Genomic DNA, 18897 nt, shown 5'->3' on the forward strand with positions numbered 1-18897 from the left:
CGAATCACTCTCCTTCCGGCATATACTTATCGATCATATCACTCTTAATTCTCTTAAGCTCTGTTCGAGGTAGGATAGAAAGTAATTCCCAGCCTAGTGTCAATGTATCCTCAATGGAACGATTGGTATAGAACCCTTGATTGATATAATCTTCTTCAAACCGTTTGGTGAATTCTACATATAATTTATCTGTTTTCGATAATGCAGATTCTCCCAATACAACTGCCAATTCTTTTGCTTCTTTTCCTTTTGCATAAGCCGCAAACAATTGGTTCATTGTTGATGCATGATCTTCTCTTGTCTTTCCTTCACCAGTACCCTTATCTTTCAAACGGGATAGTGATGGTAATACATCAATTGGTGGCTTGTAACCACTATTGTTAAGATCACGTGATAAGATAATTTGACCTTCCGTAATATAACCCGTTAAGTCAGGAATAGGATGGGTAATATCATCCTCAGGCATAGACAAAATCGGAATCTGTGTAACGGAACCTTTCTTCCCGATTAAACGACCAGCGCGTTCGTATAGCGTGGAAAGGTTTGTATAAAGATAACCAGGGTAACCACGACGACCTGGTACTTCTCGACGAGCTGCGGAAATTTCACGCAACGCCTCACAATAATACGTCATATCTGTCATAATAACCAAAACATGCATATCTTTTTCGAAAGCTAAATATTCAGCAGTGGTTAAGGCCATTTTTGGTGTAGCGATACGCTCAATCGCTGGATCGTTGGCTAAATTTATAAACATTACAGAACGATCAATCGCACCAGTTTTACGGAAATCCTCCATAAAGTATTCTGCTTCATCGAAAGTGATACCCATTGCCGCAAAAACAACGGCGAATTTTTCATCACTATTTAATACAGAGGCTTGTCTGGCAATCTGTGCAGCTAATTCTTTATGTGGCAAACCAGAACCAGAGAATACTGGTAACTTTTGCCCACGTACTAATGTATTTAAGTGATCAATCGCTGAAATTCCTGTTTGAATAAATTCATCTGGATAGTCACGAGCAATCGGGTTGATAGCTTGACCATTAATATCTAAGTTGTCTTCAGGAATGATGCTTGGTCCACCATCAATCGGGCTTCCCATCCCATCAAATACACGTCCAACCATATCTTCTGAGACATCAATCGATAATGGTTTTCCTCTAAAACGTACTTTCGTATCTTTAATATTGATTCCGCTTGGCCCTTCAAATATCTGAACCATCGCTTTATCTTTATCAACTTCAAGCACTTGGCCTAGTCGAATTTCGCCTGTCTGCATTTGAACTTCAACAAGTTCATCAAACTTAACGCCCTCGACTTGTTCAACTGCCATTAGAGGTCCAACGACTTCACTAACTGTTTTATACTCTTTTAGCATTTTGCGTCATACCTCCTACAGCAACAATTTCATGGATCGTTTTCTTCATTTCGTCTTTAATTTTCGTGATGTCAGCAAGATTATCTTCAGAGATCGATTTTGCACGCGCGATTTTATCACGAACTTTTTCTGTGCCATCAATTAGCTCTTGATAATAAGCACCTAACTTCATTGCTTCTCTCGCTTCTGTTTCAAAGGAAAGAATAAGATCTAACATCAAGAATTGTTTTTCTCGTGATGTATACGTATCGATATCATCGAATGCATTTTGTTGTAAATAATCTTCACGCAATGACTCAGCAATCACCATGGTTAAGCGATCTTTCTCTGATAACGACTCAATCCCTACAAGACGAACAATTTCTTCAAGTCCAGATTCTTCTTGTAAAATATTCATCGAGTGCTGAACCATTTTCGCCCAATCTTCTTCTAACTCCTGATTCATGTATTTCCCTACTTCAGTTAAATATAAGGAATAAGAAGTTAACCAGTTAACTGATGGGAAGTGACGTCTTTGAGCTAATGATGAATCTAGCGCCCAGTAGACTTTAACTACACGTAAAGTGTTCTGCGTAACTGGTTCTGAAGTATCCCCACCTGGTGGTGATACCGCACCAATAGCTGTGATGCTACCTTCTCTATCTTCAGAACCTATCGATAGTGTTCGGCCAGCTCTTTCGTAATACTCGGCAATACGGCTTCCTAAGTATGCAGGATAACCTTCATCTCCTGGCATTTCTTCTAAACGACCAGACATTTCACGCAATGCCTCTGCCCAACGTGAAGTAGAGTCAGCCATAATCGCTACACTGTATCCCATGTCACGGAAGTATTCTGCGATCGTAATCCCAGTATAAATGGATGCTTCACGCGCAGCAACTGGCATGTTCGATGTATTTGCGATCAAAATGGTACGTTCCATTAAAGATTCACCTGTATTTGGATCGACCAATTCAGGGAATTCGTTAAGTACATCTGTCATCTCGTTACCACGTTCTCCGCAACCAACATAAACAACTAAGTCCACATCACTAAATTTCGCAATCTGATGCTGAACAACTGTTTTTCCCGCACCGAATGGACCAGGAACAGCAGCTGCTCCACCCTTCGTGATTGGAAAGAAGGTGTCAATTACACGCTGACCAGTTAACATTGGTGTCGAAGGATTTAGTTTTTGTTTGAACGGACGACCACGACGAACTGGCCATCTTTGCATCATACTAAGTTCCTTTAATCCATTTTCTGTTTCAACCGTGTAAACTACATCATCTAAACCATAACTACCGTCTTGAATCGATTTTATGGTTCCGCTCACGCCAACAGGTACCATGATACGATGTTCAATAACTTTTGTTTCTTGAACCGTACCAACAATATCTCCTGCCTCTACTTTATCACCAACAACTTTAGTAGCTTTGAAGTCCCATTTCTTCTCACGAGCAAGTGGTGAAATGTTAACCCCTCTTACTAAGTAATTACTTTCTGTTTCTTCTCGAAACGTATCTAATGGTCGTTGAATACCATCAAACATCTGTGAAATAATCCCTGGTCCGAGTTCAACTGAGAGTGCTTCACCAGTTGTAACTACCGGTTCACCAGGACCAATTCCAGAGGTTTCTTCATATACTTGGATTGAAGCGACATCATTACGCATTTCAATGATTTCGCCAACTAATTTCATGTCCCCAACTTGGCAAAGGTCTTGGATATTGGCGTTTTCCATCCCTTCCGCCATAACTAAAGGACCGGAAACTTTTACTATCTTCCCGTTACTCAAATAAGTCCCCTCCTAATTATAAAATATTCTGTCCAACCGCTTTTTCGACATTCTCTTGAATTCGCTTTTTACCAATATTTAACGTGCCTTGGTGGTTAGGAATCAAGATGATAGCGGGTTTTATTTCTGCGTCATATCTTTTGATTGTATCCGGAATTTCTTTTGCCAGCGCTTCGGTCAAATAAATGACACCACAATCCTCCTGAGCTAATGAATCGATTGTTTCTCTCGCTTTTGCACCATTTGGTGAAGGATAAACATCGAAACCTAATACCTTAAAAGGAAGCACCGAATCTTTATCGCCGACAACAGCAATCTTATGAGCCATAAATTGGTCGCATCCTTTCTCTTAGTATATTCTCAGCTATTTGATTATCTTTTCCGACAAGTAGTAACCGAATATTCGTAATCTCTTTTTCTTTTGCAAACATATAAGCCATGACAGGCATCGGGCCAAAAGCTTGATAGAGACCTTCTTCCATTAACTCATGGACAATCTGTTCAATAAGCTTATCTAATTTCATCGGATTAATCGCATCTTTTGATTCATTAACGATCTGATGTAAATGGCTTGAATAGGATTTATCCATGTACAAATCGTTCAATACTGCAATCGCTCCACCCGCTGCGGCATCGATAATATCTGATTTTGGAATCGTTCCAGAACTTGATAGAACAGTATGTAAGAATGAGCGTGATTTCTTTCGATTCAAGCTTCTTACCACTGTAGACAAATTATCCAAATCGATCATCGCGTCAATGATTTTTGTAATGGTCGGGTTATCTAATCGCTCTGCGATTGCTCGTAAATGTTTATAATAATACGTATCCATAAACACATCTGCAGCTTCAATCCGACCGTATATTTCATAATCTTGAATAGCCTCTTGAACACCTTCAACCAAAATCTCATTTAACTGCATCGATTGCTGTGTCTGAACAAGATTTTTCAGTGTGGAAAGCGGGTACTTTCCAATTGGAATCATAAGATGTTCTAGATCAGTACCAGTAAATCGTTGTTTTAATAGTACTTTCAGATTGTGATAAGAATAGCGTAATGTAAAGAATTGAATGACCTCTGAATCCGGCGTAACCTCATATAGTTCTTGATAGATGTTACCTAAATGGTTCATTAAGAAGTCATCATACTCTTTTGTATCCAGAACGTTATTTTCATCAAAGTGATAATCCGTACTTTTTAAAACTTCCAAAGCTTCTTTTAAATTATTTGCTTTTAACAGTTGTTCATAATTCTCACGTGTTAGAAGTTTTGTTTCATACACACGTAGAAGCGTATTAACACCTTTGTAATCCGTATCTTGCATATATTCTCCCCCCTTATTCATTATTTTTTAAATGCTAAGGTTGCAAGTTGTGGAGAAAATTCTTTTTTAAGCTCTGCTACTAATTCGTCAAAGCAGAAATTATAATCGATTCCACCTTGTTCAACAACAAAACCAGATTTATTGTTCACGACCTCTTTTGATAAGGTAACAAACGAATAATTATCTAACACGTTAGCAACTGGATCTGCATCAAATAAATGTACAGACTTACCACCTGGAACCACTTGCCACAAATCATTTGCATCAAGTTGGCTTAATACACCTTGTAAAAATACAGCGAATTGATCTGCATCCCACTCTTCCATTTTTTTCGCAGCATCATCGAATACTGAGTGCAACAATGCTTGTTTTTCAGAAAGAATTGCATTACGTTGCTTGTTAGCTAATGTTTGTACTTCTCGTTCATAGTCGTTTTCTATCTTGGCAGCAATTGCTGCTTTACGATTTTTTTTGCTTTCCACAAGCTTTTGACGAGTTTCTTCCATTCTGTCATTCGCAACTTTTTCGTATTCATCTAATTTATTTTGTCCTTCTTCTTTGGTTTTTTCCAAAATTCGAGCGGACAAAGCTTTTAAATCCTCCATCATTTTCATCCTCTCACTGTTTTTTATCTTATGCTCCTAAGACAAGCAAGAAGGAAATAACGAAACCTAAAATAGCATAAGTCTCAACCATCGCTGAATAAATGATACCTTTAGTGTTTTGATCTTCTCTTTTAGCCAAGATTTGAACAGCTGCCGTTGAAACGCGTCCTTGAGCTCTACCTGCTGTTAAACCAGTAAATGCGATTGGTAATGCAGCCATAAACATATAGATACCATCTTGAAGCGCCATTTCTGGTGACATGTTCAAGTAGATTAAGAAACCAATAACAAATCCGTATAAACCTTGTGTACCTGGTAGTAACTGAAGAATTACTGATTTACCAAACTTTTCAGGTTGCTCCTTAATTAAAGCAGCAGCTGCTTCACCAGTCATACCTACCCCTTTGGCTGAACCCATACCTGAAAAAATTACCGCGATACCAATACCTAATGCTGCAAAAATAAATCCACCATTGTTTTCAATAAAAAATTGTAACCAGCTTTCCATAATTAATTTCCTCCGTCTCTTATGATTCTTTTTGGTCTTTCAATTGAATATGCTTTTCTGAAACTTTTAGCGGGTTTAAAGCCTTTCCGCCACCTTCATAAAACTTACCGAAAAATTCAACGAAGATTAAACGCGCTCCGTGAACATATGCACTTAACATGGTCAAACCAAGGTTAACTGCGTGTAATACAATGAATAACAATATACCTACAGTGAACCTGCCCCAACCAGGAATAAATCCAATAATCATGTTGAAGGCTAACGCAATACTACCACTAGAAACACCCAATGCCATTAAACGGGTATAACTAACGATGTCACCGACATATCCAGTAATACCATAGATATTATAGACACCCAAACCAATGCCTAGTGGTTTGTTTTCTGCGCCTAACATAGTAGCGATAATAATACCTAAAGCACTAGAAATTGATATAATCGCACCGACATTAACTAAAATATCATTTGGAATCACTAAAATACCTATCGCTATTAAAATGATACCAACAAAAATACCAATCCAACCCAATCCATCTGCGAAAGCATCTGAAATTTTGTTATCTCTCCATCTCAGGTATGTAGCAATACTTAATCCAAATATGATCTGGATTACCCCGAAAATTACAGAAATTAACATGATGGTGATAACATCATTGGTCGTCGATAATAAGATAAATGGTAGTTCTGCACCGAAAATCGATCCATATACAACTCCCCACAACATCGTAGGGTAAGATAATAAGTGGAAGAAAAAGATGTTCTTCTCCATACTCTTATCAAAATGGAAAAACTTCATTGCCCCAAAAGTAGCTAACCAAAGCAATAGACCATAACCGATATCAGCTGCCATCATTCCAAAAAAGACAAGATAGAACGGCGCCAAAAAAGGTGTTGGATCGATCTCATTGTATTTTGGTAAGTTATACATTGACGTGATGCTTTCGAACGGTGAAACGAATTTATTGTTTTTGAGAACAATTGGTACATCGTCCACTTCATCATCTTTCACATCTTCTACCATCAATGCATACATTTCCTGTGGGAGAATACCTTTTAAGGTGTCTTTTATGTTAGGAATACGCTCTTCTTCTAACCAACCATCCATGATGAATAAATGCTTCTCATCGATAAGTAATTGTTTGCTTCGTTCTCGTTGCAATTTTGCTTCGAAATACTCTTCTGTTAACATGAGTTGCCATTCTTCTTTTTTCATGGCTTGTAATGCTTCCACGAGATCTGCTTTTGCTTTTTTGTTCTCTTTTAGCTTTTGCTTTACCTCTTCTAGCTTTGTGCTTGGGTCTTGGTTTAATCTATCGTCTAAATTTTGAAAAAGATTCTCCTGTAATGACTGTTGAACAGCCTGCTCATCTCTCGGATCAAAATAAACTGCAATTCCATGTTCTTCATCGTTTTGATAAACTTCTTTCACGAGGAGAAGATCATTTTGCCTCAAGCCTTGCATATAGACATTTTGCACATGTTGTGGAATGGTACCAACACTTCCAGAAACATATTGCATTTGTTGCAATTCGTCTGAATTGTAATTTAGCTTTTTCCAATTTGACAAGAACATTTCCAATTCCGATAACCGTTTCTGTTCATCAGAAAGGTCATCTAACTGTTGTTCTTTTCTTAACAGGAGCTGAATTAATTCTTTTGGTGAAAATTTAGAGACTTCTGTTTCCAATTCTTCTAAAGAGAATTCCTGTTTCTTTTCTCGTAATTTCTTCATCATTGGCGTCTTTGGTAAATAGGATTGCATAAAAGACAAAACGGATTGCACTTGAGATATATCTTTCTCGAGGTCTTTAATTGTTGAATCTAAGGCCTCTAACTGATTAGGAACTGCTTCTTTCTCAGCTAAATCAGCAGATGGTAAATCAACGACCTCAAAGCTTTGCAAAGCTTGAATCGATTGCAATAATTGATCCTTTTTTTCATGAAAAGAAATGAGTGTCACTTTCTTCATTTTAGCTATTGCCATACTTCCTCATTACCTCCTCAATCACTTTGTCAACCAAAAGATCCTTTTTCGAAGCAAACACTGTTTGTAATTCCGCAATGTCCTCTTCTTCTTGCTTCCTATACGTTGATCGTACTTCAGCAAGCTTTGCTTCTTTTTTTTGCTCTTCTTCATCGGTAAAGTTTTTTATTTCTGTTTCGACATTTTTCTGCATTTCTGCAATTTGAGCTTGCGTTGTTTGCTCCAACTTATCTATTTTCTCTTGGTATTCAACTGCTAAGCTCTCCGCTTGACGTTCTATCTCTCTTACTTCATCAATGGTTTGTAGCCCCATCTTTATGCACCCCCAATCATACAACAAGTATACTTTAAAGATTAAAAAAACTTCAAGCTTTACCTATTATATCGCTAATATAAGTAGCATTCAAATTATTTTAACCGGATGAAATCGTTTAACTTGATAAAAAAATCACTTATATTAAATAAGAAGAAACAGTGTTAAAAAAGTAGAAAAAAGAACTTAAGAACTATAGTAATATAGTTCTTTTTTACCTTCGACTTTATTCGACATCTTCGTTAATTAAACAAGTTTTCCCATCTTTTTGTTCAATCTGTTTGTCTTTAAGTAGTTTTCCTATTGCGCGTTTGAAGGCAGCCTTGCTTATTAGAAATGTTGAGCTAATCACATCTGGGTCTGTTTTGTTATCAAACGGCATAACCCCATTATTTTCTCGCATATATGCAAGTAACATTTCGGCATCTTCATGTTGAGCTTCTTGTTTCCTTGGTAATAAGGAAATGTTTAATGACCCATCTTCCTTTACCTTAATTACACGTCCTTCTACCCATTCTCCTACACGAGGCTCTTTTTTTCTTTCGGTATGATGAATAAAGCCTCGATATCCTTCATCGGTTATAATAACAGCTCCTTCACGACCCGATCGGAATACGCGACCACTAATTTGTTCATTGAACAATGTCGTTGGTGCGCTATCCCAATTCCCCTCAAAATCGGCTTCTGTCACTGGTTTGGCTAAAACACGACCTTTCTTATCATTTGATAAAATGACATATAGTTGGTCGCCAATTTGAGGCCAAACGGATGGCAATAGAGGTAAATCATCTTCAGAAACCAAGACATCCTTTGAGGTGCCAATATCAACAAAGACACCTAATCTAGGTTTAACCTCGGTTACTTCTCCCCAATCAAATACATCAAATCGCACAGTAGGTATTTTTCCTGAGGCAATTAGTTGATCTTTTTTATCATGATATAAAAACACTTCGACTGATTGATCAACTTCCAGATCATTTTCCACTTCGTTTTCATGCAATAAAATTTCTTCTTCTCCATTCGTCAATACATATCCTGTATCGATTTTACGATTTACTTTTACTGTTATAACGTCACCTGCTTTAAGTTTTCCCACAGATAAAACACCTCTTTCTATTTCCACTCTTCATAGTGCGTATTCAAAAAGTCGGTAAAGAAGAAGCAAGTAGATCAAGGCAGTCAAGCTTCTGAAAATCGGAAGAACAAGCCAACGAAGAGATCCACCGCTAATTATTTGGTGACTTTTTGAACATCATCTTTTAGTACAAAAAAATTAATTAATTGATATGGTATTTATATTTGCTAATTTGCGATAAAATACAGATAAGTATACGAACGAAATGAGGAACAGCATATGAACATTTACGTCGATGCCGACGCATGTCCAATGAATGATATCATCATTGAATTAGGTTTAGCTAATAATCTTTCCATTTATCTAGTAAAAAGCTATAATCATTACTCCTTACAAGAATACCCTACTGGTGTGGATACAATCTATGTTGATACAGGCAAAGAAGCAGCTGATTACCGGATATTATCAATGGCAAACGATGGTGATCTTATCGTTAGTCAAGATTATGGATTAGCCGCATTAGCTATAGCAAAAAATTGTCTCGTTATTCATCCAAAAGGCTTTGCATACAACAAAGGAAATATCGACCAACTATTAGCATCCCGATACCAAAGTGCGCAAGCAAGAAAACAAGGGATTCGTACGAAAGGTCCAAAAGCCTTAACGGAAAGTGATAAACAAAAATTCACTTCCTTATTAACAAAAATAATAACGAAGAACATTCAGTAATTATTTTTCTTCTTCTGAGACGATTTCTGCAATCTTACTTTGTTGCCAACGTTCAGCCGTTTCGGTTGGTACAAGATAAATTTTATCTGCTCGTAATAGCTGATCTTTATACTGTGTTTGGATATGCATTTTCACTTTAATCATAACAAAACTCCTTATTAAAAGTTGATCAGAAAAACGTAGCAGTTTAAAACTACTACGTTTTCCCTCTTATGGTTAGTATAGCATATCTACAAGGACAGCACGCTCAAATAAGTAAGTGGAATAGATCTTGATCTTTATTAATTTCAACATAAGTGAAACCATTTTGCTCCATACGCTTAATTAATGGGGCATAGTCTGCCTTGTACTGTAACTCAATACCTACGAGTACAGGTCCTTTATCTCGATTGTTTTTCTTGGTATATTCAAATCGAGTAATGTCATCATTCTCACCTAATACTTCTGTCAGAAATTCTCGTAGTGCTCCCGCACGCTGTGGAAAATTAACAATAAAGTAATGTTTATATCCCTCATAAATTAACGATCGTTCTTTTATATCTTGCATACGATCGATATCGTTATTACCACCACTAATAATACATACTACGTTTTTCCCTTTAATTTCATCTTTATAATCATCCAGTGCAGCAACAGGCATTGCTCCAGCTGGTTCAGCTACGATAGCATTTTCATTATATAAGCTTAATAAAGTGGAACATACCTTCCCTTCAGGAATGGTGGCGAATCCATCAACAACTTCCTTAGCAATCTCAAATGTTAAATCACCTACACGTTTAACACTTGCCCCATCGACAAATTTATCGACCTTATCCAGTTTAACTACTTTATTTTCTTTAATCGAGGTTTGCATGGAGATCGCTCCAGCTGGTTCAACACCGATTATCTTCGTGTTAGGACTAATGCTTTTCATATAGGAACCAACACCTGAAATCAATCCACCACCACCAACGGACATAAACATGTGAGAGATCGGTATATCCATTGCTTCTAAAACTTCCAAACCGATTGTTCCTTGACCGACAATTGTACGATAATCATCAAAGGGATGAATAAATTCCATCTCATGTTGGTCACAATAATTCTTTGATTCATAATAAGCATCGTCAAATGTATCTCCAGTCAGGATAATTTCCACATAATCTCCACCAAAAAAAGCAACGCGTTTTACCTTTTGTCGGGGAGTTGTCGTCGGCATAAATATTTTCCCTTTAACTTTTAGCGCTTTACAAGAATAAGCAACTCCTTGTGCATGATTTCCTGCACTTGCACAGACTACCCCATTTTTCAACTCATCTTTTGTTAGGCTTTGCATAAGATGATAAGCTCCACGAATTTTAAACGAACGAACCGCTTGTAGATCTTCTCGTTTTAAATATACATTACAGTCGTACTTCTCAGAAAGAATCGGATCTTTTTGTAAAGGGGTTTTATCCACCACATCTTTAATTAGTTGATTTGCAATAATGATATCCTTGATATCAATCGTTTTTATTTTTGTACTCATTTTTTTAATCCTTTCTGAAAAAATAATTAACTATATCCTAGCATATTCAGATAATTAAGAAAACTATCGAATCTAAACATAGTAAGCAAAAATCTCTCTACCCAAAACATGAGTAAAGTTCTCCTATAAATAAGTCGAAAATCACTCAACTCAATTAGATTTCTAAGCAAAATAACCGAACCATAATTGAATAAACCTCTATTATAGTTCGGTTGTGCTATCGCCTTTTCTTTTTGTCCCGGCCACTCTCTTACTTAAGAAAGTGCTTCTGTAAGAGCGGGTACAATTTGCTTCTTACGAGATACGACTCCTTTTAATTCCGCACGATTGTTTGTTAAATTCACACCAAATGCAGGATGAACCGCATCCACTTTCTCTCCGAGGGCAAGGATAATAGAATCATTCGACAAAATATCCGTGATTACAAATACAAATAAATCTAAGTTCCTTGTAGCGATTGTTTGATTGATGGTCGCTTCAATCTCGGATTGATTCGCTAAGACTTCCGCTGGATCAACGGTATTCACTTGGGCAATTTCCACTTGATATTTACCCATATCAAATGTTTTCGCATCTAGGGATAATAATTCATCGATCGTTTTGTCACTTAAATCGGCACCTGCTTTTAGCATCGCTAAACCATATACTTCAGCGTCTACTTCTGCTATCTTTGCTAATTCTTGTGCTGCTGCAATATCTTGGTCTGTACAAGTCGGAGATTGATACAATAAGGAATCGGAAATAATCGCTGATAGCATTAAACCAGCGATCTCTTTTGGAATGTCTACTGCATGCTCTTTAAACAGCTTATGTAAAATGGTAGCTGTACACCCTACTGGTTCTGCACGATAGTAAACAGGATCACTTGTTTCGAAATTTGCGATTCGATGATGATCAATAACTTCTGTCACTTGAACTTGATCAATATCAGCAACACTTTGCTGACGTTCGTTATGATCAACCAAAATAACGGAACTTACTTCATTTGCAACGGTCTCCACTACTCTAGGAGCTGTTACTCCAAAATAATCTAAGGCATACTTTGTTTCACTGTTAGGCGTACCAAGGCTTACTGCTTCCACATCTTCCCCTAACTGTTTTTTCAAATATGCATAGACAATTGCTGATGTGATCGTATCTGTGTCTGGATTTTTATGTCCGAAAACTAGTGTTTTACTCAAAATATTCTCTCCTTTACATGAATAAATCTACGTATAATTATTAGCCATTACCTATTGTAACGTAAATGAAACGATCTTTCATTAAAAAAACGTTATTTTATTTGTCCATCCCCATAAAGAACATACTTTGTCGAGGTTAAAGCTTCAAGTCCCATTGGTCCTCTTGCATGTAATTTCTGTGTACTAATGCCAATTTCAGCGCCAAAACCGAACTCAAATCCGTCTGTGAAACGTGTCGATGCATTGTGATATACACAGGCAGCATCTACTTGATTCAAGAAAGAAACCACATTGTTTTGATCTTCTGAAATAATTGCTTCGGAATGATGTGTTCCATATCGGTTGATATGTTCAATTGCTTGATGAACATCATCTACAATTTTCATAGAAACGGTTGTATCTAAGTACTCCATGTGCCAATCATCTTCCGTGGCTAGTTCGAGATCATTATTTTGAGCCAATACTAGCTCATCACCTCGAACTGTTACATCTTTTTCTATTAGCGCGCGGACCAATTGTTCACCATTCTTTTCAAACCAACCACGCTCAACCAAAATCGTTTCGATTGCATTACAAACAGATGGTCGTTGTGTCTTTGCATTTATCGCAATCTCGATCGCCATTTCAACATTAGCTGTTTGATCAATATATAGATGGCAATTACCTGCACCTGTCTCTAACACGGGTACAGAAGATTTTTCCACAACTGTATCAATTAATTGCTTACTTCCCCTTGGAATGAGTACGTCTAGGTATTCGTTTAAGCGAAACATTTTTTCAGCAGTAGCTCGACTGGTATCTTCGATTAATTGCACACTATGAGTTGGCAATTCAGACTTGGCCAAGGCATCTTGAATGACTTTTACAAGAATAGTATTGGAATGTATCGCTGATGAACTCCCACGTAAAATAACTGCATTTCCTGTTTTTAAACAGAGGCTTGCTGCATCTACCGTGACATTAGGACGCGCTTCATAAATAATACCGATAACCCCGATCGGTACCGCAATTTTCGTGATTTGAAGACCATTTGGGCGTTTCCAGTCATCCAATGTTTTCCTAATTGGATCATCTAACTCCACAAGCTCATGTAATGCTTGAGCCATCGTTTCAATTCTTTCCGGAGTCAAACGAATTCGATCAATAACCGATGCAGAAATACCTTTTTCTACAGCAGAATCAAGATCTTTTTGATTTCCGTGTAAAATCGCGTCCTGTTGCTTGATTAGCTCTTGAGCAATCAAGTGTAGGGCATCATTTTTATTTGCTGTTGTTGCTTTAGCAAGTCCTGTGGTTGCTTGCTTTGCTTGTTTTGCGATCTCTATTAAACTGGTCATCTTTTCATTCCCCCTGAATCGTTAATACTAATTTATTTCGGTGAATCGCCTCGGGGCGTTTGCATTTAGTAATTTTCATGGCTTCACAACTACTTAAACCTTTCACTCGATTTAAATCTTCTGATGAATAATTCACTTGTCCTTTGGCAATAACTTCATTTTGATAAACAATTTCGGCTACTTCCCCCACTTCAAAGTAGTTACTAATACCGATAATTCCTGCTGGTAATAAACTTTTCCCATCGGATAATACTGCCTTTTTTGCACCTTCATCGATAATAATTTGCCCTTTTACTTCCGAGTGAAAAGCAATCCATTGCTTCTGTTTTCGTACGTGTGGTGTATGTTTATTGCCAATATATGTTCCATCCCCTTTTCCGTCAAAAATATCAATCAGCTTTTCTCTACCATATCCAACACCAACAAAACAGTTCACACCTAATGTTGTTGCCATTTGCGCTGCAATGAGCTTCGATTTCATTCCACCAGTTCCAACTTTAGAATTTGATGATTGGCTTGTTTGATCGATTAATTGATCGGAAATGTAATTCAGTTGCTGATAACGTTTGGCATCCGTATATTGCGCTGGATTTTTATCATAGATACCATTAATGTCTGTCAACATGATTAAATAATCAGCGTTTACTAAACCACTAACAAGAGCAGAAAGCATGTCATTATCACCAAAAGTTAATTCATCAATGGCAACAGAATCGTTCTCATTGATAATTGGCACAACCGACCTTTTGATTAATTCTGTAATCGTTTGATAGACGTTAGTAAATTGTGTTTGATTAACAAACACCCCGCGTGTTAACAGCAATTGAGCGGAAACAATATTGTATTGCTTAAATGCATCATTATAGGCTTCTACCAATAAACCTTGACCAACAGCGGCAGCTGCTTGTTTGCCTGCCACTGTTACGGGGCGGCTTGAGTAACCGAGATCACGAAAGCCAGCAGAAACCGCTCCCGAAGAAATTAAAACAACTTCTACTCCTTTTTCCATTAATGCTACAATTGCACTGGTATGCTCTTGTAATTTTGCAAGACTTAATGTTCCGTCTTTTTCCGTTAAAGAACTACTTCCTATCTTTACAACTACTCGATTTTTCATCCTTTTCCATTCCCTACTTTTATCTGTAATAAAAAAACCCTTTCCATCCATTACAATCTTACATGCAAAGGACGGAAAAAGTTTTCCGCGGTACCACCTTATGTTGGTAAATAAATATTACCCACCTCTTTAAACCAATAACGGTAGTTAGCCGGTTAAGTTATTCGCTTAACAATTCAAAGGGCAGGTTCAATAGTACGTAAATAATAGGGATCTTTCAGCCAAATGAATCCCATTCTCTGTTTTATTGTAACTATTTACTAATCCTTATCCACATTGTTGATCCTGTATCATATTATTGTATATTATCCGCCAGGAAAAAATGATTGTCAACTGCTTTTTCAGAAAAATCTGATTTAACTATTTATATTTTTGATGGGATTTTCCAAGATTGTAAACAATACGTAAGATTAGATAAATAAAGTAGCCGATTATTGCTCCTAAGGTATTAAAAAATAGATCATCAACCGTTGCTGCTCGTGACAATGTGAACAAGCCCTGTGTTAATTCAATTAGTAACGAAAATAAGAACCCCGTAATTACTAGCAAGATAAAATGACGTAAGCGACGAAAAACAATCGGTCCTAGCATACCAAATGGAACAAAGAGCAAGATATTACCCACGGAATAAAGAAGTTGGTAATAAACGTGACTGCTCGCCATATGACGAAGTTGATAGAATAAATTGGTATCAAAATAAAATTCACGATTGCCGTAGAATGGAATTTGAAATTCAAACGGTCGTAAGGTTAAATAGAGCACGGCAATGATATAAAAAAAGAACAAATGCACGATAGATTCAGATTCAAGTCTAATTTTTTTGTTATTTTTAAGAACATATCGCCGTCGAAAATAGAACCATATAGGTAAAATAATAAGTAAAAATATAAGAAAACGAGATTCAATCATGTATGTCCCTACCTTATGTATTAATATCACTAGTTTATCAAAAAATGATCAAACAATCGTCTGATTTAAAATACTTAATCAAATTGTAATCTTAGCTATTAAAAATTACAAAAAAATTGTCTAGAATGATTTATATGCATTTGTATGTGTTTAGTGTTTAGTGTTTAGCAACATCATGAGAAGAATCGTAAGGGAGTCCACTTGTACAGTAATTGAAAGAAATCCGATAAAAAACACGTAAATATGCAGCTCATTTAACATGAAGTATAATGAGCTGCTAGTCGGAGTTTGTTAAATTAGGTTAGTTTTACGATCCAGTCAAATGGATCCTTAATCTTTCCATATTGAATTCCTGTAAGGGTATCATATAAACGTTTAGCTAAATCACCTGTTTGATGATTGTTAATGACGATCGTTTCGTCTTCGCAAGCAAATTCCCCAATTGGAGAGATAACTGCGGCTGTACCTGCCCCAAACGCCTCTTCTAAGCTACCGTTTTTATAAGCAATCTTTATATCTTCTAATGCAATTTTCTCTTCTTTTACTGGTATATTCCAATGTTTTAATAATTGAATAACAGAATTGCGTGTTACCCCAGGTAAGATACTTCCATTGAGCGCTGGAGTGATTACTTCTCCATTAATCTTAAAAAATACATTCATGCTTCCAACTTCTTCGATGTATTTCTTCTCTAAACCGTCCAACCACAATACTTGTGCGTACCCAGCATCGCTTACTTTTTCTTGGGCAATCAGACTACCTGCATAATTTCCAGCTGTTTTCGCTTCACCTGTTCCACCTTTGATCGCACGAATATATTTATTCTCGACAGCAATTTTCACTGGATTGATTCCTTCTTTATAATATGCACCAACGGGAGACAAAATAATCACAAACTTGTATTGCTTAGATGGTGCTACACCTAAATAAGGTTCTGTTGCTATAACAAATGGACGGATATAAAGAGAAGTTCCTGGTGCGTTTGGTATCCATTCTTTTTCGAGTTTGACTAGTTCTTTGAGCGCACGTAATGCAAGCTCTTCATCTATTTCAGGAATGCACATCCGTTCATTTGACCGATTTAAACGTTTTACGTTTTGTTCTGGTCGAAATAAATGAACGTCATTTGTCTCGGTAACATAAGCTTTTAATCCTTCAAAAACAGTCTGCCCATAATGATAGACCATTGCAGCTGGATCTAACGTAATGGCTTGATAAGGCACAATGCGAGGATCATACCAACCTTTGTCTGTGTGATAATCCATCACAAACATATGATCTGTAAAATGTCTACCAAACTCTAATTGATCGGTTGCTGGCTTAGTCTTTTTAGCAATAACTTTCGTTGTCGTGATTTTAGTTGACGTCATATGAATAATTCCCCCTGCTTTGATTACGTTTCCTAATTCAGTTCTTACATGTTCTATTTTCTCGTCGCCAGCCTAGAAACTTCATCCCTTGAAGGGTCACTAAACGACAAAATCTTTTTTTAAAAATTATATTATGCTCTATTTTATTATGTATTGGTGTCGATTGACAACCTATTTTTCTTGAAAATTCAAACAATAAAGAAATCGTTGATTATGTACGAAAAAAAATCATCAAAAACAATCCTCCCAAACGAGCCTTGGAAGGATTGTTTTCTCTACATTGCGATAACAGTTGGTAGCTTTGATTTTCCCATTAAATATTCATCAACAGCATGAGCAACTTCTCTACCTTCATTGATTGCCCAAACGATCAAACTCTGTCCTCTTCTCGCATCTCCAGCAGCAAATACCCCGTCAACGTTCGTTGTAAACTTGCCATATTCTGCATCAATTCTGTTTCTTTCCGTTTTCACGCCAAATTGATCCAATATAGATTGTGTCGGTCCGACAAAACCAATAGCAATGATTACTAGTTGTGTTGGCCAAACTTCGCCTGTGTTTGATAACTCTTCATAAGAGATCATGCCTTTTTCATCTTGTGTTGTTTCTAGATCAACGGTGTATAATGCTTGAACACCATCGTTTCCATCCGTAATGAATGCTTTCGTTTGAATAGAATATTGACGGACATCCTCACCGAACTTTTCTTTTGCCTCTTTGTGAGCGTATTCCAAGCTAAAGACTTGTGGATATGCAGGCCATTCATTGGTTGAAGCTCTTTTTATTGGTAATTTAGGATTGATGGCAAATTGATTCACCGACTTCGCTCCTTGTCTTATTGCAGTAGCAACACAGTCAGCACCTGTATCTCCTCCACCAATAATGATCACATCTTTCCCTTTCGCATTCAATGAATCGTTCGGCGTTTTTGTTTTATCCAAAAGATGTTTGGTTGCGTTCGTAAGGTAATCCATTGCAAAGTGGATACCATTGTATTCACGTCCCTGTATTGGTAAGTCTCTTGGTACCTGAGAACCTATACAGAGGATTACAGAATCATAATCTTCCTTTAATTGCTCTGCAGTAACATCTTTACCAACTTCCGTATTTAAGATGAAAGTGATTCCTTCTTCTTCTAATAAGTCGATTCTACGTTGTACAACATCTTTCTCCAATTTCATGTTTGGAATGCCATACATTAGAAGTCCACCAGCTCGATCGGAACGTTCATATACCGTGACAGAATGCCCTGCCTGATTTAATTGATCTGCAGCAGCCAATCCAGCAGGTCCAGACCCAACGATTGCAATGGTTTTTCCTGTTCTTTTTTCTGGAATTCTCGGTGTTATCCAGCCATTCTCAAATCCCTTATCAATAATCGATCGTTCAATATTCTTAATTGCAACTGCTGGATCTGATATCGCAACCGTACAAGAACCTTCACAAGGAGCTGGACATACTCTCCCTGTGAATTCCGGAAAATTATTCGTTTTCATTAATCGTTCGAGTGCTTCTTTCCACTTCCCTTTATAAACGAGATCATTCCACTCGGGTATTAAGTTATATACAGGACAACCCGACGTTGATCCTGCGATATCCATTCCGATATGACAGAACGGTGTTCCACAGTCCATACATCTTGCACCCTGTCTTTGCATTTTTTCATCAGAGAAAGGAGCAGAATATTCCTTCCAGTCTTTTATACGCGTTAATGGATCTCTCTCTACTGCATTTTCACGTTCTAGTTCCATAAAACCAGTTGCTTTCCCCATATTCATA

At 37.1% G+C, this 18897-nt stretch carries 18 protein-coding genes and 1 other annotated feature; of the genes, 1 reads left to right on the forward strand and 17 read right to left on the reverse strand.

What is annotated here, in order from left to right; all coding sequences use genetic code 11:
- Positions 1 to 4: 4 nt before the first annotated feature.
- The 9 genes from OWO01_RS01955 to OWO01_RS01995 form a co-directional block, all read right to left on the reverse strand.
- A complete protein-coding gene (locus tag OWO01_RS01955; protein WP_268778740.1) occupies positions 5 to 1381 on the reverse strand; it encodes a V-type ATP synthase subunit B in 1377 nt (458 codons plus the stop codon).
- Complete coding sequence (locus OWO01_RS01960; protein WP_268778741.1) at positions 1365 to 3158, reverse strand: V-type ATP synthase subunit A; 1794 nt, start codon at positions 3156 to 3158, stop codon at positions 1365 to 1367. The genes OWO01_RS01955 and OWO01_RS01960 overlap by 17 nt, the downstream gene beginning before the upstream one ends.
- A 16-nt stretch (positions 3159 to 3174) precedes the next feature.
- Positions 3175 to 3486, reverse strand: a complete 312-nt coding sequence (locus tag OWO01_RS01965) for a V-type ATP synthase subunit F (protein WP_268778742.1) — start codon at positions 3484 to 3486, stop codon at positions 3175 to 3177.
- The gene (locus tag OWO01_RS01970; RefSeq protein ID WP_268778743.1) at positions 3476 to 4483 is read right to left on the reverse strand and encodes a V-type ATPase subunit; all 1008 of its coding nucleotides are present in this window, start codon (positions 4481 to 4483) and stop codon (positions 3476 to 3478) included. The genes OWO01_RS01965 and OWO01_RS01970 overlap by 11 nt, the downstream gene beginning before the upstream one ends.
- Before the next feature lie 20 nt (positions 4484 to 4503).
- Positions 4504 to 5088, reverse strand: a complete 585-nt coding sequence (locus OWO01_RS01975) for a V-type ATP synthase subunit E (RefSeq protein WP_268778744.1) — start codon at positions 5086 to 5088, stop codon at positions 4504 to 4506.
- Between the two features lie 28 nt (positions 5089 to 5116).
- Complete coding sequence (locus OWO01_RS01980; RefSeq protein ID WP_268778745.1) at positions 5117 to 5596, reverse strand: V-type ATP synthase subunit K; 480 nt, start codon at positions 5594 to 5596, stop codon at positions 5117 to 5119.
- Positions 5597 to 5615: 19 nt separating this feature from the next.
- Positions 5616 to 7580, reverse strand: a complete 1965-nt coding sequence (locus OWO01_RS01985; RefSeq protein ID WP_268778746.1) for a V-type ATP synthase subunit I — start codon at positions 7578 to 7580, stop codon at positions 5616 to 5618.
- Complete coding sequence (locus OWO01_RS01990; RefSeq protein WP_268778747.1) at positions 7567 to 7893, reverse strand: hypothetical protein; 327 nt, start codon at positions 7891 to 7893, stop codon at positions 7567 to 7569. The genes OWO01_RS01985 and OWO01_RS01990 overlap by 14 nt, the downstream gene beginning before the upstream one ends.
- A gap of 226 nt (positions 7894 to 8119) precedes the next feature.
- Positions 8120 to 8989, reverse strand: a complete 870-nt coding sequence (locus OWO01_RS01995) for a CvfB family protein (protein WP_268778748.1) — start codon at positions 8987 to 8989, stop codon at positions 8120 to 8122.
- 258 nt (positions 8990 to 9247) lie between these two features.
- Here OWO01_RS01995 and OWO01_RS02000 point away from each other — a divergent pair, with 258 nt between their 5' ends.
- Positions 9248 to 9697: a YaiI/YqxD family protein gene (locus tag OWO01_RS02000; RefSeq protein WP_268778749.1), complete on the forward strand. Its 450-nt coding sequence runs from the start codon at positions 9248 to 9250 to the stop codon at positions 9695 to 9697.
- On the opposite strand, the gene OWO01_RS02005 is transcribed toward OWO01_RS02000, so the two are convergent.
- The 8 genes from OWO01_RS02005 to OWO01_RS02040 form a co-directional block, all read right to left on the reverse strand.
- Positions 9698 to 9841, reverse strand: coding sequence for a hypothetical protein (locus OWO01_RS02005; RefSeq protein WP_268778750.1), 144 nt, complete (start codon positions 9839 to 9841; stop codon positions 9698 to 9700). It lies immediately after the preceding gene.
- 103 nt (positions 9842 to 9944) lie between these two features.
- A complete protein-coding gene (ilvA, locus tag OWO01_RS02010; RefSeq protein WP_268778751.1) occupies positions 9945 to 11204 on the reverse strand; it encodes a threonine ammonia-lyase IlvA in 1260 nt (419 codons plus the stop codon).
- A gap of 254 nt (positions 11205 to 11458) precedes the next feature.
- Entirely contained in the window at positions 11459 to 12385 is a 927-nt protein-coding gene (locus tag OWO01_RS02015) for a manganese-dependent inorganic pyrophosphatase (protein ID WP_268778752.1), read from the reverse strand.
- Between the two features lie 92 nt (positions 12386 to 12477).
- Positions 12478 to 13722 (reverse strand): glutamate-5-semialdehyde dehydrogenase, encoded by a 1245-nt coding sequence (locus OWO01_RS02020; RefSeq protein WP_268778753.1) that lies wholly within the window; start codon positions 13720 to 13722, stop codon positions 12478 to 12480.
- 4 nt (positions 13723 to 13726) lie between these two features.
- Positions 13727 to 14839, reverse strand: a complete 1113-nt coding sequence (proB, locus tag OWO01_RS02025; RefSeq protein ID WP_268778754.1) for a glutamate 5-kinase — start codon at positions 14837 to 14839, stop codon at positions 13727 to 13729.
- 64 nt (positions 14840 to 14903) lie between these two features.
- Positions 14904 to 15122 (reverse strand) — a binding site (T-box leader).
- 77 nt (positions 15123 to 15199) lie between these two features.
- Positions 15200 to 15748 (reverse strand): VanZ family protein, encoded by a 549-nt coding sequence (locus OWO01_RS02030; RefSeq protein WP_268778755.1) that lies wholly within the window; start codon positions 15746 to 15748, stop codon positions 15200 to 15202.
- 296 nt (positions 15749 to 16044) lie between these two features.
- On the reverse strand, positions 16045 to 17118 hold the full coding sequence (locus OWO01_RS02035; protein ID WP_268778756.1) for a branched-chain amino acid aminotransferase: 1074 nt from the start codon (positions 17116 to 17118) through the stop codon (positions 16045 to 16047).
- 275 nt (positions 17119 to 17393) lie between these two features.
- Positions 17394 to 18890 carry a glutamate synthase subunit beta gene (locus tag OWO01_RS02040; protein ID WP_268778757.1) on the reverse strand — a complete coding sequence of 499 codons (1497 nt, stop codon included), beginning with the start codon at positions 18888 to 18890 and terminating at the stop codon, positions 17394 to 17396.
- Positions 18891 to 18897: the final 7 nt, after the last annotated feature.

Origin of the sequence: Natronobacillus azotifigens (genome assembly GCF_026805325.1) — a bacterium.
GTDB classification, from domain to species: Bacteria; Bacillota; Bacilli; order Bacillales; family Amphibacillaceae; genus Natronobacillus; species Natronobacillus azotifigens.

What these genes read in the sequence shown, in the direction of transcription:
- OWO01_RS01990 (WP_268778747.1), bottom strand. Translation starts at nt 7,893, where the DNA reads ATGGGGCTACAAACCATTGATGAAGTAAGAGAGATAGAACGTCAAGCG.
- OWO01_RS01975 (WP_268778744.1), bottom strand. Translation starts at nt 5,088, where the DNA reads ATGGAGGATTTAAAAGCTTTGTCCGCTCGAATTTTGGAAAAAACCAAA.
- OWO01_RS02000 (WP_268778749.1), top strand. Translation starts at nt 9,248, where the DNA reads ATGAACATTTACGTCGATGCCGACGCATGTCCAATGAATGATATCATC.
- OWO01_RS01955 (WP_268778740.1), bottom strand. Translation starts at nt 1,381, where the DNA reads ATGCTAAAAGAGTATAAAACAGTTAGTGAAGTCGTTGGACCTCTAATG.
- OWO01_RS01985 (WP_268778746.1), bottom strand. Translation starts at nt 7,580, where the DNA reads ATGGCAATAGCTAAAATGAAGAAAGTGACACTCATTTCTTTTCATGAA.
- OWO01_RS02030 (WP_268778755.1), bottom strand. Translation starts at nt 15,748, where the DNA reads ATGATTGAATCTCGTTTTCTTATATTTTTACTTATTATTTTACCTATA.
- OWO01_RS01980 (WP_268778745.1), bottom strand. Translation starts at nt 5,596, where the DNA reads ATGGAAAGCTGGTTACAATTTTTTATTGAAAACAATGGTGGATTTATT.
- OWO01_RS02020 (WP_268778753.1), bottom strand. Translation starts at nt 13,722, where the DNA reads ATGACCAGTTTAATAGAGATCGCAAAACAAGCAAAGCAAGCAACCACA.
- OWO01_RS02005 (WP_268778750.1), bottom strand. Translation starts at nt 9,841, where the DNA reads ATGATTAAAGTGAAAATGCATATCCAAACACAGTATAAAGATCAGCTA.
- OWO01_RS02035 (WP_268778756.1), bottom strand. Translation starts at nt 17,118, where the DNA reads ATGACGTCAACTAAAATCACGACAACGAAAGTTATTGCTAAAAAGACT.
- OWO01_RS02040 (WP_268778757.1), bottom strand. Translation starts at nt 18,890, where the DNA reads ATGGGGAAAGCAACTGGTTTTATGGAACTAGAACGTGAAAATGCAGTA.
- OWO01_RS01970 (WP_268778743.1), bottom strand. Translation starts at nt 4,483, where the DNA reads ATGCAAGATACGGATTACAAAGGTGTTAATACGCTTCTACGTGTGTAT.
- proB (WP_268778754.1), bottom strand. Translation starts at nt 14,839, where the DNA reads ATGAAAAATCGAGTAGTTGTAAAGATAGGAAGTAGTTCTTTAACGGAA.
- OWO01_RS01965 (WP_268778742.1), bottom strand. Translation starts at nt 3,486, where the DNA reads ATGGCTCATAAGATTGCTGTTGTCGGCGATAAAGATTCGGTGCTTCCT.
- ilvA (WP_268778751.1), bottom strand. Translation starts at nt 11,204, where the DNA reads ATGAGTACAAAAATAAAAACGATTGATATCAAGGATATCATTATTGCA.